The sequence below is a fragment of the Streptomyces sp. NBC_01264 genome, assembly GCF_026340675.1.
Classification (GTDB): Bacteria; Actinomycetota; Actinomycetes; order Streptomycetales; family Streptomycetaceae; genus Streptomyces.
On record NZ_JAPEOX010000001.1, the window covers coordinates 762,389 to 776,490 of the forward strand.

14 protein-coding genes and 1 pseudogene are annotated in these 14,102 nt (G+C 72.3%); 11 read left to right on the forward strand and 4 right to left on the reverse strand.

Annotated elements, in window-relative coordinates; all coding sequences use genetic code 11:
- Positions 1 to 47: 47 nt before the first annotated feature.
- Positions 48 to 899: a PaaX family transcriptional regulator gene (locus OG435_RS03465; protein ID WP_266875217.1), complete on the forward strand. Its 852-nt coding sequence runs from the start codon at positions 48 to 50 to the stop codon at positions 897 to 899.
- 55 nt (positions 900 to 954) lie between these two features.
- Here OG435_RS03465 and OG435_RS03470 read toward each other — a convergent pair whose 3' ends face one another.
- Entirely contained in the window at positions 955 to 1,947 is a 993-nt protein-coding gene (locus OG435_RS03470) for a LacI family DNA-binding transcriptional regulator (protein WP_266875218.1), read from the reverse strand.
- A 406-nt stretch (positions 1,948 to 2,353) separates the two neighbouring features.
- On the opposite strand from OG435_RS03470, the pseudogene OG435_RS03475 reads away from it, so the two are divergent.
- From OG435_RS03475 to OG435_RS03505, 7 genes and pseudogenes are all read left to right on the forward strand, one after another.
- A pseudogene (locus tag OG435_RS03475) lies at positions 2,354 to 4,074 on the forward strand (discoidin domain-containing protein).
- 71 nt (positions 4,075 to 4,145) lie between these two features.
- Positions 4,146 to 5,066: a carbohydrate-binding protein gene (locus OG435_RS03480; RefSeq protein ID WP_266875219.1), complete on the forward strand. Its 921-nt coding sequence runs from the start codon at positions 4,146 to 4,148 to the stop codon at positions 5,064 to 5,066.
- Positions 5,063 to 5,509 carry a DUF1996 domain-containing protein gene (locus OG435_RS03485; RefSeq protein WP_266875220.1) on the forward strand — a complete coding sequence of 149 codons (447 nt, stop codon included), beginning with the start codon at positions 5,063 to 5,065 and terminating at the stop codon, positions 5,507 to 5,509. Before OG435_RS03480 ends, OG435_RS03485 begins: the two co-directional genes overlap by 4 nt.
- The gene (locus OG435_RS03490) at positions 5,485 to 6,051 is read left to right on the forward strand and encodes a DUF305 domain-containing protein (protein WP_266875221.1); all 567 of its coding nucleotides are present in this window, start codon (positions 5,485 to 5,487) and stop codon (positions 6,049 to 6,051) included. The genes OG435_RS03485 and OG435_RS03490 overlap by 25 nt, the downstream gene beginning before the upstream one ends.
- A gap of 79 nt (positions 6,052 to 6,130) precedes the next feature.
- Positions 6,131 to 7,531, forward strand: coding sequence for a GH1 family beta-glucosidase (locus OG435_RS03495; RefSeq protein ID WP_266875222.1), 1,401 nt, complete (start codon positions 6,131 to 6,133; stop codon positions 7,529 to 7,531).
- Positions 7,528 to 8,778, forward strand: coding sequence for an MFS transporter (locus OG435_RS03500; RefSeq protein ID WP_266875223.1), 1,251 nt, complete (start codon positions 7,528 to 7,530; stop codon positions 8,776 to 8,778). The genes OG435_RS03495 and OG435_RS03500 overlap by 4 nt, the downstream gene beginning before the upstream one ends.
- A 145-nt stretch (positions 8,779 to 8,923) precedes the next feature.
- Positions 8,924 to 9,916, forward strand: a complete 993-nt coding sequence (locus OG435_RS03505) for a VanW family protein (protein ID WP_430625568.1) — start codon at positions 8,924 to 8,926, stop codon at positions 9,914 to 9,916.
- Here the strand turns inward: OG435_RS03505 and OG435_RS03510 are convergent.
- Genes OG435_RS03510 through OG435_RS03520 form a run of 3 tightly spaced genes read right to left on the reverse strand, consistent with a single transcriptional unit; the run spans position 9,906 to position 11,577 of the window.
- The gene (locus OG435_RS03510; protein WP_266875224.1) at positions 9,906 to 10,877 is read right to left on the reverse strand and encodes an NAD(P)-dependent alcohol dehydrogenase; all 972 of its coding nucleotides are present in this window, start codon (positions 10,875 to 10,877) and stop codon (positions 9,906 to 9,908) included. The genes OG435_RS03505 and OG435_RS03510 overlap by 11 nt on opposite strands.
- On the reverse strand, positions 10,874 to 11,116 hold the full coding sequence (locus OG435_RS03515) for a helix-turn-helix transcriptional regulator (protein ID WP_266875225.1): 243 nt from the start codon (positions 11,114 to 11,116) through the stop codon (positions 10,874 to 10,876). Before OG435_RS03515 ends, OG435_RS03510 begins: the two co-directional genes overlap by 4 nt.
- The gene (locus OG435_RS03520) at positions 11,110 to 11,577 is read right to left on the reverse strand and encodes a hypothetical protein (protein ID WP_266875226.1); all 468 of its coding nucleotides are present in this window, start codon (positions 11,575 to 11,577) and stop codon (positions 11,110 to 11,112) included. Before OG435_RS03520 ends, OG435_RS03515 begins: the two co-directional genes overlap by 7 nt.
- Positions 11,578 to 11,712: 135 nt before the next feature.
- Here OG435_RS03520 and OG435_RS03525 point away from each other — a divergent pair, with 135 nt between their 5' ends.
- The 3 genes from OG435_RS03525 to OG435_RS03535 all read left to right on the forward strand — a co-directional run bounded on the left by OG435_RS03525 (position 11,713) and on the right by OG435_RS03535 (position 14,097).
- On the forward strand, positions 11,713 to 12,357 hold the full coding sequence (locus tag OG435_RS03525; protein WP_266875227.1) for a hypothetical protein: 645 nt from the start codon (positions 11,713 to 11,715) through the stop codon (positions 12,355 to 12,357).
- Positions 12,358 to 12,464: 107 nt separating this feature from the next.
- Positions 12,465 to 12,710 carry a ferredoxin gene (locus tag OG435_RS03530; protein WP_266881516.1) on the forward strand — a complete coding sequence of 82 codons (246 nt, stop codon included), beginning with the start codon at positions 12,465 to 12,467 and terminating at the stop codon, positions 12,708 to 12,710.
- Entirely contained in the window at positions 12,703 to 14,097 is a 1,395-nt protein-coding gene (locus OG435_RS03535; protein WP_266875228.1) for an NAD(P)/FAD-dependent oxidoreductase, read from the forward strand. Before OG435_RS03530 ends, OG435_RS03535 begins: the two co-directional genes overlap by 8 nt.
- The last annotated feature ends 5 nt before the right edge of the window (positions 14,098 to 14,102 follow it).

The window sequence follows — 14,102 nt, forward strand, 5'->3', positions numbered from 1 at the left end:
CCGCCGCCCCTCGATAGGATCACCACCCACACCACGGGAAGGTGATCATGCCGGACAGCCCCCTCAGGCCCAGCTCGTTGATCAGTACGGTCTACGGGGCCTTCGTGCGCGGGAGCGGCGGCTGGATCTCCGTCGCCGACCTGATCACGCTCATGTCGGAACTCGGCGTGGAGAGCCAGGCGGTGCGCTCGGCCATCTCCCGGCTCAAGAAGAAGGGCGTGCTCGAACCGGAGCGCCGCGGAGCCACCGGGTACCGGCTGAGCCCGGCCGTCCACCCCGTCTTCGACGCCGGTGACCGGCGCATCTTCGCCAGCCTCGAACCGGCGGACCTGGCGGACGGCTGGGCCATGGCGGTCTTCTCCGTTCCGGAGTCCGAGCGCTCCCACCGCTACCAGTTGCGCACCAGGCTGACCTGGCTCGGCTTCGGCAACATCGCCCCCGGCGTGTGGCTGGCGCCGGGCCGGCTCCTGGAGGACGCGCGCGACATGCTGGTCCGGCTCGGGCTCAGCGAGTACGTCCACCTGTTCGCCGCCGCCGACTACGCCGCCTTCAGCGATCTGCCGGAGGCGGTGAGCTCCTGGTGGGACTTTCCCGCGATCCAGGCCCAGTACGCCACCTTCACCGGGGCGTACGCGCCGGTCGCCGCGCAGCTCGCCCGGCAGGACGGCATCGACGCCGCCGAGGCCTTCCGCCACTACGTGCCGATGCTCACCGAGTGGCGCCGGCTCCCCTACCTCGACCCGGGCCTGCCCGCCGAGCTGCTCCCCTCGGACTGGAACGCGGTGGGCGCCCGGCAGGTCTTCCAGCAGCTGCACGAGGTCCTGGCCGGGCCGGGGCTGCGGCACGTACAGGACGTGACGGGTCCCACGGAGGGTCCTACCGAGGGACGCGGCGTCTGAGGAAGCGCGCCTGAGGGGGACGCTCAAGGGAGCGCTCCCTCAGGACGATAGGACCTCAGGACGATTCGCGGACCTCGAGGCTGTTCGGCATGACCACCCGTTCCCGGGAGCCTCCCTCGATCAGGCCCAGGAGCAGCCGCACCGTGGCCCTGGCCTGATCGGCCATGGGGCTGCGTACGGAGGTGAGGGCGGGGACGGTGTAGGCGGCGGCCTCGATGTCGTCGAAGCCGACGACGGCCACGTCCTCGGGTACCCGCAGGCCCACCTGCCGCAGGGTCCGCAGGGCGCCGACGGCCATCAGGTCGTTGGCCGCGAACACCGCGTCCAGCTCCGGGTCGTCCTCGATCAGCTGCCGCATGCCCTCGGCTCCTGAGGCCCTGGTGAAGTCGCCCAGCGCCACGATGGAGCGGCGGCCGGTGTGGCGCAGGGCGGCGCGGTAGCCCTCGAGGCGTTCGCGGGCCTCGAAGAGGTCCAGGGGTCCGGTGATGGTGGCGATCCGGCGCCGGCCCCGTTCCAGGAGGTGGTGCACGGCGAGCGCGGCGCCGGCCGCGTTGTCCAGTTCCACGTACGGCACGTCCGGGGCGCAGGTGCGGTTGAACGAGGCGACCGGGAGGCCCGTCCTGGCGAGGGCGGCGGGCAGGGGGTCCGTACCGTGCAGGGCGACGAGCATGACGCCGTCCACGTGTCCGCCGGCCACGTACTCCTCGACCCGGGCCCGGCTCCGGTCGGATTCGGCGAGCATGAGCACGACCTGTTTTCCGGCGGCCTCCAGTTCCCTGCTGACGGCGCGGACCACGGTGGAGAAGAGGGGGTCGTCGGAGACCACGCCCTGGGGCGGATCGGAGACGACCACGGCCACCGCGTCGGTCCGCCGGGTGACCAGGTTGCGGGCGGCCGCGTTGGGCACGTAGCCCAGTTCGCGCACGGCCCGCATGACGACCTCGCGGATCTCGGGCGCGACCGTGGCCTCCCCGTTGACGACGCGGGAGACGCTCGATCGGGACACGCCCGCCCGGGCGGCGACCACTTCCAGCGTGGGTCTTCTCATTCCGGCCCGTTCGTTCGGCGGCGCCGCCGGATCGGACGACGGTCCGCGGGGAGCGTTCTCCGGCGATGGTGGACCGGAGCCTGATCGACTGTCAACAGTCCCTGATTCCCTGTGGATTACTCGAGCCCGGAGACAGGGTGATCACCCGCTCGGGATCCTCCCTGGTCAGCGCGGATCACCTCGGTGCGCACGGGCACCGAGGGAGCGCTCCATCAAGGGACGAACCGAAGTCGTGCATGTATCCGCCCGGTGACACGACACCTTGACAGTCCTGTGGGGCCGCCCCATCTCACCCCTCAGGGAGCGCTCCCCCATCTGTCCGCTCCACCTCTCCCCCCCCCTTCGGCCTACTCGCCCTGCTCGCCCTTCCCGCCCTTCTCGTCACCCCTCGTTTCCAGGAGCCGCCGTGCCTCCGTCGCTGCGCCGCCTCGGCTTACTCTTCGCCGTCGCGTTGACCCTCCTCACCTTCAGCACCCTTCCCGCCTCCCCCGCCCGCGCCGCCGAAACGCTGCTGTCCCAGGGCAGATCCGTCACCGTCTCCGGCAGCGAGCCCGGCTACAGCCCGGCGAGCGCCGTCGACGGGAACGCCGGCACCCGTTGGTCCAGCGCCTTCGCGGACCCGCAGTGGATCCAGGTGGACCTGGGGTCCGCGGGCACGATCAGCAGGGTCTCCCTCATCTGGGAGGCCGCGTACGCCAAGGCCTTCCAGATCCAGGTCTCGGACGACGCCACGAACTGGACCACGCTCTACGGGACGACCACCGGGTGCCGGCGGCACGCAGAACCTGACCGTCTCCGGATCCGGCCGCTTCGTGCGGATGTACGGCACCCAGCGCGCCACCGGATACGGCTACTCCCTCTGGGAGTTCCAGGTCTACGGCACCCCCGGCACCGGTGGCGGCGGGGGTGACGCGCTCCTCTCGTACGGCAGGACTGGCGCGGCCTCCTCCTCCCAGGCCGACGGGAACTGCTGGGAGTGCACCCCGGCCAGGGCCTTCGACCGCGATCCCGCCTCCCGCTGGGCGACGAGCCCGGCCACCGGCTGGACGGATCCCGGCTGGATCTCCGTGGACCTCGGCGCACCCGCGCAGATCAGCAAGGTGGTCCTCCAGTGGGACCCGGCCTACGCGAAGTCCTTCCAGATCCAGGTCTCCCCGGACGGAAACACCTGGACCCCGGTCTACTCCACGACGGCGGGCACCGGCTTCAAGCAGACCCTGACCATCTCGGGCTCCGGGCGGTACGTGCGGATGTACGGCACCGAGCGCGCGACCCCGTACGGCTACTCCCTGTGGGAGTTCCAGGTGTACGGCACCGGCGGCGCCCCGGTGACTCCCCCGCCGCTCCCGCCGGACCCCCGCGAACCCGCCGAGGCTGGTGTGGAGCGACGAGTTCGACGGCCCCGCGGCCGGCAAGCCCGACCCGGCCAAGTGGCGGGCTGACCCGGGCACCGGGCAGAACGGCGAGCTGGAGTACTACACCGACCACCAGAACGCCGCGACGGGCGGTGCGGGCCACCTCGTCATGGAGGCCCGCAAGCAGGCCACTCCCGGCAAGGGCTGCCCGCCCGACCCGCTGACCGGCAGCACCACCTGCCAGTACACCTCGGCGCGGATGAACACCGGGGCCACGTTCCAGTTCACGTACGGGCGCGTCGAGGCCCGGATCAAGGTGCCCAAGGGCAACGGGCTGTGGCCGGCGTTCTGGATGATGGGCGGCGACTTCCTGACCGGGCGGCCGTGGCCGTACAACGGCGAGGTCGACATCATGGAGGTCCTCGGCAAGGACGTGAAGACCTCGTACTCCACCGTCCACGCGCCCGCCTACAACGGCGGCGGCGGGATCGGCGGCCCGTACAAGCTGCCCGGGGACGCGGACTTCTCCGACGACTACCACGTCTGGACCGCCGACTGGAGCAGCAAGGGCATCGTCTACAGCCTGGACGGGCGGACCGTCTTCACCCTCGACAAGGAGCAGGTGGAGCGCACCCGCGGGCCATGGGTCTTCGACCACCCCCACAACATGATCCTCAACCTCGCGGTGGGCGGTGACTGGCCCGGCCCGACGGACGCCACCACGCCGTTCCCCGCCCGGATGCTCGTCGACTACGTGCGCGTCTACCAGTGACCCGCCGGGGCTGCCCGACCCCACGGGCAGCCCCACCTCCCCCCACCCCCTCAGCCCTGTGAGGAATCCCCATGAAAAGACCGCAATTACGCCGGACCCTGCTCGCGTGCGGGCTGGCGACGGTGCTCGCCGCCGGTCTGAGCGCCACGATCGCCGGGGCGCCCGCCGGAGCCGCCACCGTCCTGGTCCAGGCCGAGGCCTACGCCGCCCAGAACGGCGTCGTGTTCGAGGCGACCGCCGACGCGGACGGCGGACAGAACGCCGCGTACCTCGCCGACGGCGACTGGCTGCGCTTCGACAACGTCGACCTCGGCGCCGCCGGCCCCCTCACGGTCTCGGCCCGCGTGGCCTCCGCCGTCGGCGGCCCCGGCGCCGTGGAACTGCACACCGGATCCGCCGACGGACCGCTGCTCGCCAGGATCGAGGTCCCGGTGACCGGCGGCTGGCAGAGCTGGGCCACGCGCACCGCGGACGTGACCGCCCACCCCACCGGCCCGCAGACCGTGTTCGCGGTGATGCGGGGCAGCGGCACCGGGGACTTCGTCAACATCAACTGGTTCTCCTTCGGCACCGGTTCCGCCCCGGGATGGATCCCAGTCGATCAGGCGAAGTGGGGAGCGCAGTTGGCTCAGTTCCGGGCGATGACCCCGGCTCCGGTGCCCTCGAACTCGGTGCGCGTTCCCGAGTTCAACGCCACCTGCGTCTACAGCCACTCCAAGCCCGACGACCCGATCGTGGCCCCCGGTCTGCCCGGCGCGTCCCACATGCACAGCTTCTTCGGCAACCGCAGCACGGACGCGTTCACGACGACCGAGTCCCTGCTGTCCCACACCGCGACCAGTTGTTCGCCCGCCAAGGACCTCTCCAGTTACTGGATCCCGACCCTGTACGAGCACGGCAAGGCGGTCGAACCCGAGGGGATGATCGTCTACTACGGCTCCCGGCTGCCCGACCCCAGGCGACGGTCCCCTTCCCCCAGGGTTTCCGGGTGATCGCGGGCAACTCCAAGTCCCAGGTGCCCACTCCGGCCGGCTCGCCCAACCAGTTCTGGTGCGCGGGCGAGGGCGGTGAGATCGGTCGCAACGCCGACGGGAACTGGCCGGTGTGCGCTCCTACCGCCAAGTTGGTGTACCAGCTGGTCTTCCCGGACTGCTGGGACGGCAAGCACCTCGACAGCCCCGACCACAAGTCGCACGTCTCCTACGACACCGTGAACGGCAAGTGCTCCGGCGCCTACCCCGTCGCCATCCCCTCCGTCTCCTTCGTGATCGGCTACCCGACCGGCGGCAGCCCCGACGGCCTCTCGCTGTCCTCGGGCATGGCCTCCTCCATCCACGGCGACTTCTTCAACGCCTGGGACAACACCGCGCTCGGCCAGCGCGTGAAGGACTGCGTCGTACAGAGCGCCAAGTGCAACTCCGCCGGTACGTTCTGACCCGGCGGCCCGCGTGGGCCCTGCTCGCGGCGCTCCTGGTCACCGGCTGCACCGCGCAGCCGGTGGCCGGGCCGCCGCGGGCGGCGGCCTTCAACCCCACCGACATCGCCTGGATCCAGCTCATGATTCCCATGGACGAGCGGGCCCGGCTGCTGACGGAGCTGGCGCCGGGGCGGGCCGGGGATCCGGAGCTGGCCCGGTTCGCGCAGCGGGCGGCGGACCGGCAGGAGGCCGAACTGGCGCGGCTGGGCGAGCTCCTGGCCCGGTCCGGGGCGCCCGACACCCGTCCGCACGAGGGGCACGACATGCCCGGCATGGTGTCCGCCGACACCCTGCGCAGGGCGGGAGCGCTCTCCGGGGAGGAGTTCGACCGGGTCTTCGCCGCCGCCCTGCGCGCGCACCTCACCCAGTCGCTGCTGCTCTGCGGGGGTGAGCGCGCCTCGGGCGGCGCCGGGGAGGCGCGGGAGCTCGCCGGGGAGCTGGAGAAGGGCGGTGCGGAGCAGCTGGCCCTGCTCGACGAGGCACTCCCCGGCAAAAGTTGAGAATTGTTCACTTTCCATTGACAGGGCGGGTCCGGGGACCCGAAAGTGCCGTGAACGTCCCCGACCGAAGCGAGCCCGCATGTCAGCGTCCGTACCGCCCCCGCCCCCGCCCCCCGTGCCGTCCCTGCCGCGGTTCCCGGCCGCCTTCCGCTGGGGGGTCTCCGCCTCCGCCTTCCAGATCGAGGGCTCCCCGACCGCCGACGGCCGGGGGCCTTCGTCCTGGGACGCCTTCACCCGGGAGGAGGGCCGGGTCAAGGACGGCTCGCACGCGGAGGTGGCCACCGACCACTACCGCCGCTACCGCGAGGACGTGGCCCTGATGGGCGGACTGGGCGTGGACGCCTACCGGTTCTCCGTCTCCTGGTCCCGGGTCCTGCCCGACGGGCACGGGGCCGTCAACCGGGCGGGGCTGGACTTCTACGACCGGCTCGTCGACGAGCTGTGCGCCGCGGGCATCGATCCGGTACCCACGCTCTTCCACTGGGACACCCCGCTCGCCCTGGAGGAGCGGGGCGGCTGGATGGAGCGCGACACCGCCGAACGGTTCGCGGCCTACGCCTCGGTGGTCGCGGAGCGGCTCGCCGACCGCGTGCCGATGTGGATCACCATCAACGAGCCCGCCGAGGTGACCCTCCTGGGGTACGGCCTCGGCGAGCACGCCCCGGGCAAGCAGCTCGTCTTCGACGCCCTGCCCGCCGCCCACCACCAGCTGCTGGCCCACGGTCTGGGCGTGCAGGCCCTGCGCGCGGCGGGCGCCCGCCACATCGGCATAGCCGCCTCGCACAGCCCGGTGTGGGCCGCCGGCGAGAGCGAGGAGGACCGGGCCGCCGCCGCGTTGTACGACACCCTCACCAACCGTCTCTTCGCCGACCCGATCCTGACCGGCGCCTACCCGGACGGCCTGGAGTCCCTGCTGCCCGGCCCGGTGGCCGAGGACCTCAAGACGATCTCGGCGCCGCTGGACTGGTACGGGGTCAACTACTACAACCCGATGCTCGTCGGCGCCCCCACCCCGGCCGGCACCTCCGCCTTCGGCGGGATCGAGATCCCTTCCGGACTCCCCTTCGGCATCCGGGAGATCGAGGGGTACGAGCGGACCGACTTCGACTGGCCGGTGGTGCCGGACGGGCTGCGCGAACTGCTCGCCACCCTGCGCGAGCGCTACGGGGACCGGCTGCCGCCGCTGTACATCACCGAGAACGGCTGCTCGTACGGGGACGGACCGGACCCGGGCACGGGCCGGATCGAGGACGCCCGCCGGATCGCGTACCACGAGGGCCACGTGCGCGCCCTGCACGAGGCGATGGCCGAAGGGGCCGACGTCCGCGGCTACTTCATCTGGTCGATCCTCGACAACTTCGAGTGGGCGGAGGGCTACCGGCAGCGGTTCGGCCTGGTCCACGTCGACTACGAGACCCTCGCCCGGACCCCCAAGGAGTCGTACGCCTGGTACCGCGACCTGATCAAGAGCGGCAGGTGACCGCCGGGTTCGGGCCGAAGGCCGCGGCGGCCACGGAGAGCGCCACCCCGCCCGGTGGTCGCTGGGTGAGCGCTCTCTCGCTCGCCAACCTGGGTGTCTGGGTCGGCTGGTTCGGCCCGCTCCAGCTGCTGCTGGCCCGCCAGGCCGAGCAGCTCACCCCGGACCACAAGGCGTCCACCCTCGCCCTGGTGACGGGGCTGGGGGCGGCCGTCTCCATGGTCGCCAATCCCGTCTTCGGAGCGCTGTCCGACCGTACGACGGCGCGTGCGGGCCGCCGGATCCCCTGGGTGGTCGCCGGGGTGACGGGCGGGGCGGCCGGCCTGGTGGTCCTCGGGCTCACGCAGAGCCTCGCGGTGGTGATCGCCGGCTGGTGCCTGGTGCAGCTCGCCCTCAACGCCGCCTTCGCCGCACTCGCGGCCGTCCCCGATCAGGTCCCGGTCCGGCAGCGCGGGCTGGTCGGCGGCTGGCTCGGCGTCTCCCAGGTGATCGGGATCCTGGTCGGCACGGCGCTGGCCACGGTCGCGGGCGGGATCACCGCCGGCTATCTGACCTGCGCGGCCTTCTCCGTGCTCGCGGCCGTGCCGTACGTCCTGATGCGACGGGACTCGGTGCTCACCCCCGCCGCCCGGCCGGTTTTCCGGTGGCGCGGCTTCCTGACCGGCTTCTGGATCGACCCGCGCCGCCATCCCGACTTCGGCTGGGCCTGGCTGACCCGCTTCCTGATGAACCTCTCGTACTCGATCAGCACGATGTACCTGCTCTACTACCTCACCGACGCCGTGCGCTACCGGGGCGACGCGGACACCGGCGTCCTGATCCTCACGGCGCTCAACGCGCTCACCCTGCTCTCCACCGTGGTGATCAGCGGTATCCGGTCCGACCGCAGCGGCCGCCGGAAGTCCTACGTCATCCGGTCGGGTCTCGTCATCGCCGCGGCCACGCTGCTGCTCGCCGTCTGGCAGACCTGGACCGGCGCGGTCGTCGCCTCGCTCGTCCTGGGGCTCGGCTTCGGCGTGTACACGGCGGTGGACTTCGCCCTGCTCACGGACGTGCTGCCGACCGCCGAGGACCGGGGCAAGGACCTGGGCCTCATCAACATCGCCAACGCGCTGCCGCAGGTGCTGGCCCCGGTGATCGCGGCCCCGGTCGTCACGCACCTCGGCGGGTACACGGCCCTGTACGCGCTGGCGGGAGCCCTGGCGCTGGCGGGATCGCTGCTGGTCCGGCGGATCCGTTCGGTTCCGTAGGCGCGTGGGCCCGTGGGCCCGTGGGCCGGTGATCCTGTGGGCCCGCCCGTGGGCCCGTATCGTGACACCCGGCACATTTCTCACCCTTTTGGTCCAATTTGTACCAAACTTGTGTAGTTCGGTTTCCGAAGCGACAGGGAGAGACATGCGACGCGCCCACGGCCGTACCGCCACCAAGCGGATCGCCCTGATATCGGCCGGCACGGCCGCCGTGCTCGGCCTCGGCGGCATCTGCGCCGGCTCCGCGGCAGCCGCGGGCACGCCCGCCCCGGACCGGACCGCCGAGCCCGCGGCGACGGCCCCGGCAGCCGTCGGGCAGCAGGTCCTCTCCACCTTCACCGTCGCCTATCCCGCCGCGCCCTACCGCACCCACAACATCGCGCGCGCCGTGGAACTGATCAACGGGGCCGTCGTCGAGCCGGGCGACATCTGGAGCTTCAACCGGGCGGTGGGCGAGCGGACCGAGGAGAACGGCTTCGTCGACGGCATCATGATCAACGACGGCCGTTACGTGAAGTCCCCCGGCGGCGGGGTCTCCGCGGTCGCGACGACCATGTACAACGCCATGTTCTTCGCGGGCCTGAAGCCGGTAGAGCACGGGGCGCACTCCTTCTACATCGAGCGGTACCCGGAAGGCCGCGAGGCCACCGTCGCCTGGGGCACCCTCGACCTGCGCTGGCAGAACGACTCGGGGCACCCCGTGACCGTCCGGGCCACCTCCACCGCCAACTCGGTGACCGTCACCCTGCTCGGAACGAAGCAGTACGACGAGGTGCGCGCCACCAAGAGCCCCCGCACCCACATCACACCGCCGGCGAAGCGCACCGTGGCCGGCCCCACCTGCGAGCCGCAGACCCCGCTGGAGGGGTTCGACGTCTCCGTCGACCGCGTCCTCGTCCGGGACGGCCACGAGGTCGGCCGCGAGACCTTCCGTACGCACTACACCCCGCGCGACGAGATCGTCTGCGCCCCGGAATCCCCCACGGCCACGCCCGGCACGACCCCGTCGGGCTCTCCCGGGAGGCCGTCGGGCTCCCCCGCCACAGCACCCTCGACGACCGCCGCGCCCTCGACGCCCCCGACGACCGCCGCACCCACCCCCTCCGGCACCGGAACGGCACCCGCGCCTAGGGCGTGATCAGGATCTTTCCGCGCGCTTCGCCCCGGTGGAGCCGGTCGATGGCGGCCGGGGCCTCGGCGAGCCGGCAGGTGAGGTGGACGGCCGGGGACAGGGTGCCGTCCTCGACGTGCCGCCGCAGGACCTCCAGGTCGGCCTGACGTTCAGCGGAGATGAACCCCTTGAGGCCGTGCCGGACGAAGGGGTTCAGCAGCGCGGCCCACAGGACCCGGCCCATGCCGCCGAGCCAGGGCCCGCCGCCCTCGCCACCCACGATCACGAGCGTGCCGCGCAGGGTCAGCGCCCGCCGGAGGTGGGCCAGGGAGCGGTTTCCCGCGATGTCCAGGATGAGGTCGTAGCGGCGCACGCCCTCCGCGAACTCCTCGCGGGTGTAGTCGATGACCTCGTCAGCCCCGAGCCCGCGCACCAGCTCCGTCTTCGCGGTGCTGCACACCCCGGTGACGTGCGCCCCGTACACCTTCGCCAGCTGGACCGCGAAGGTGCCGACCCCGCCGGCGGCGCCGATGACCAGGACCCGCTGCCCGGGCCGGACGCGCCCCGCGTCGCGCAGCGCCTGGAGGGCGGTGAGCCCGGAGATCGGGAGGGCCGCCGCCTCGGCCAGGGGCAGCCCCGTGGGCCGGTGCGCCAGCTTGTCCTGCCGGGCGGTGGCGTACTCCGCGAAGGAGCCCTCGCAGATGCCGAACACCTCGTCGCCCACCCCGAAGGCGCTCACCCCCTCGCCGACCGCCTCGACGCGCCCGGAGACCTCCCGGCCGCGTACGGGGACCTTGGGCGCGCGCAGCCCGTATCCGAGGAGCCGCAGCAGGTAGGGCTTGCCGCTCATGAGGTGCCAGACCCCCGCGTCCAGGGCGGCGGCCCGGACGGATATGAGCACCTCCCCCGCGCCCGGTGCCGGCGTTTCGACGTCCCTGAGCTCGAGCACCTCGCTGGAGCCGTACGTGTCCTGCACGATCGCCTTCACGGCGTCGCCCCTTCCTCGTCTGCACTGCCTGCGTACTGGAATACCTGTTCGAGCGGCACCGCGAAGACGCGGGCGATCCTGAAAGCCGTCTCCAGGGAGGGCGAGTAGCGGCCCTTCTCGATGGCGATGACGGTCTGGCGGGTCACGCCGATGCGTTCCGCCAGCTCCGCCTGGGTCATCTCCCCGCACTCGAAGCGCAGGATCCGGATCCGGTTCGTGATGCCGGTCGGCTTCACCACGACTGGAACCCCCAGCGGTAGGCGGCGAGCTTGACGACCGACCCGAGCACCGCCGAGAGGACGAAGCCCAGGTAGAGGGCGTTCGAGATCCAGAAGCGGTCCGCCCCGGCCATCGAAAGGATCAGCGCGGTCACCGCGCCGATGACGAGGAAGGACTGCCCGGCGTGCTCGCCGAGGCGGCCGATCTCCCTGTCCCGCTGGTCCTTGACGTCGGCCTCGCCGGGCTTGGCCACCGCCACCGCGATGTTGAGGAGGATCGTGGCGGCGATGGCGCCCCCGACCGTCCAGAGCAGCGGGGTGACGTACGGGACCTCCGCGAGGGGGACTCCGTCGCCGGACCCGCCCAGCACGAGGGCCAGGTAGACCGCGTACCCGATGACCGCGACCACCCCCATGATCCACGCGCGCTTCTCCTCGAAGGCCACGACCGCACCCGCTCTCATGTAAAAGAACTTTGACATCAGGAATGTAAAAGGATCCATACCCGGTGTCAATAATTTCTTACATGCGGTTCTCGGGGCCCCGGCCCCGGCCCCGTGTCACCCGGGCGCGCGGCCCCGCTGGCACCACGGCCGCACCCCGGGCTTGCTGGACGAATGAGACCAGAAGCACCGGGGACGGCCCCGGGACAGAGCCTGAGCACCCCCAGGGCGGCGGGGCTCGCGGGGATCGTCTTCGCCGCCCTCATGGCCGCGGCCATCGTGCTGGCCCGGATCGCCCTGCCGGAGGGGGGCGGCGCGGCCGAGATCGAGGTCACCTCGGGGCAGCGGGACGCGGTGACCACCGCGCTGGAGCTCGTCCCGTTCGCCGGCATCGCCTTCCTGTGGTTCATGGGCGCCCTGCGGGAGCACTCGGGCGAGGCGGAGGACCGGTTCGTCGCCAGCGTCTTCCTGGGCAGCGGGATCATCTTCGTCGCCTGCCTCTTCGGCGCCGCCGCGGCCGCCGGGACGGTGCTGGACTCCGACCAGCCCCAGGAGTTCGGCCGTCACTTCGCCTACACGCTGCTGACCACGTACGGGATGCGGATGGCCGCCGTGTTCGTGTTCGCGACCTCCACGATCGGCCGCCGGCTCGGGGTCTTCCCGCGCCCGCTGGCCCTGACCGGTTACCTGGCCGGTCTGGTGCTGCTGGTGGCGGGCTCCTCCCTGCCCTGGTCCGAGCTGGTCTTCCCGGCCTGGGCCCTGCTCGTGAGCGTGTACATCCTGCGATCGGGCCGGGGCCGCCCCCGGCCGGCCCCCTGAGGGGCGACCGCACACCACTCCGATGGCGGTATCTGACGCGCTCCTTAGCAACATCGCGCGCAGGCTGGTTCGGAAAGCCCAGGGGGGCGCCGAAAGGACACGCTGTGCTGAGGCTCGTCGTCGATCTCAACCGGTGCCAGGGATACGCGCAGTGCGCCTTCCTCGCCCCCGACGTCTTCGCGATGCACGGGGACGAGGGACTGCTCTACGATCCGCAGGCCGCGGCGGCCCAGCGCGAGCGCGTGCTCCAGGCCGCGGCCGCCTGCCCCGTGCAGGCGATCCTCGTGGACGGCCTGGACCTGGCCGCCACCGCCCCTGCCGCCGCCTCCCACGGGGAGGCCTCCGATGGCTGACACCGCCCTGGACCAGCTCAAGCGCTCCGGCCGGGTCGTGGTCGTCGGCGCCTCCCTGGCCGGCCTGCGGGCCGCCGAGGTCATCCGGGAGAAGGGCTTCGCCGGCTCGCTGACCCTGATCGGCGACGAGCCCCACGAGCCGTACGACCGGCCGCCGCTGTCCAAGCAGGTGCTGCTGGGCAAGGCCGACGCCGAGCGCACTCTGCTCCCCCGGCGGCGCGACATCGACGCCGAGTGGCGCCTCGGCGTCGCGGCCACCGGACTCGACATGGCGGCCCGTACGGTCAAGCTCGCCGACGGCGAGGAGGTCCCGTACGACCGGCTCCTGATCGCCACCGGGGTTCGGGCCCGGCCCTGGCCGAACGAGGCCGAGGGCGAGCTCGGCGGGGTCTTCACCCTGCGCACCCGCGAGGACGGGGTGGGCCTGGCCCGCGCCCTGAACGCCGGGCCGCGCCGGGTGCTGGTCATCGGCGCCGGGTTCACCGGCTCCGAGATCGCCTCGGCGTGCCGCGAACGCGGACTGGAGGTCACCGTCGCCGAACGCGGCAACGGCCCCCTGGTCGGCGCCCTGGGCGGGGTGATCGGGGCCGTCGCCGCCGAACTCCAACGGGAGAACGGCGTGGACCTGCGCACCGGCATCTCGGTGACCGCCCTGGAGGGCGACTCCACCGGACGGGTGCGCGCCGCGCACCTCTCCGACGGCACCACGCTGGAATGCGACGTGGTGGTCGTGGGGCTCGGCGCCCAGCGCAACACCGAGTGGCTGATGGGCTCCGGGCTCGGGGCGGGTCCGCGCGGCATCGCCTGCGACGCGGGCTGCCGGGCCTTCGACCTCCGCGGGATCGTCACCGACGACATCTACGTCGCGGGCGACGTGGCCCGCTCCCCGCACGCGCTCTTCGGCTACCAGTTCCTCTCCCTGGAGCACTGGGGCAACGCCGTGGCGCAGGCCGAGACCGCCGCCCACAACATGATGAGCGAGAGCACCGACCGCCGGCCGCACCTGTGGGTGCCGGCGTTCTGGTCCTCCCAGTTCGGGGTGAACATCAAGTCCGTCGGCGTTCCCTCCATGGGCACCGAGATCATGATCACCCAGGGGTCCCGGGCCGAGCGCCGGTTCACCGGGGTCTACGGCTACCAGGGCCGGGTCATCGGTGCCGTCACCTTCGACAACGGGCGCTGGCTGCAGTTCTACGAGAAGCAGATCGAGTGCACGGCCCCGTTCCCGCCCCCGTTCACCACGGTGGACCGCCGCCCCGACGGGCAGCGGCCGATCCCGGCCGACTTCCCCGACCCCTCGGTGCCCACGCACGGCCCGACCATCACCCTCAGCGGGTACTCGCCGGCGGACCGCCGGATCGCCACCTTCACCCCCGCCGGGCACTGACCCGC

Bases quoted from the DNA above. Each gene is read 5' to 3' on its own strand.
- OG435_RS03525 (WP_266875227.1), top strand. From the start codon at position 11,713: ATGAGACCAGAAGCACCGGGGACGGCCCCGGGACAGAGCCTGAGCACC.
- OG435_RS03480 (WP_266875219.1), top strand. From the start codon at position 4,146: ATGAAAAGACCGCAATTACGCCGGACCCTGCTCGCGTGCGGGCTGGCG.
- OG435_RS03520 (WP_266875226.1), bottom strand. From the start codon at position 11,577: ATGTCAAAGTTCTTTTACATGAGAGCGGGTGCGGTCGTGGCCTTCGAG.
- OG435_RS03470 (WP_266875218.1), bottom strand. From the start codon at position 1,947: ATGAGAAGACCCACGCTGGAAGTGGTCGCCGCCCGGGCGGGCGTGTCC.
- OG435_RS03495 (WP_266875222.1), top strand. From the start codon at position 6,131: ATGTCAGCGTCCGTACCGCCCCCGCCCCCGCCCCCCGTGCCGTCCCTG.
- OG435_RS03535 (WP_266875228.1), top strand. From the start codon at position 12,703: ATGGCTGACACCGCCCTGGACCAGCTCAAGCGCTCCGGCCGGGTCGTG.
- OG435_RS03505 (WP_430625568.1), top strand. From the start codon at position 8,924: ATGCGACGCGCCCACGGCCGTACCGCCACCAAGCGGATCGCCCTGATA.
- OG435_RS03465 (WP_266875217.1), top strand. From the start codon at position 48: ATGCCGGACAGCCCCCTCAGGCCCAGCTCGTTGATCAGTACGGTCTAC.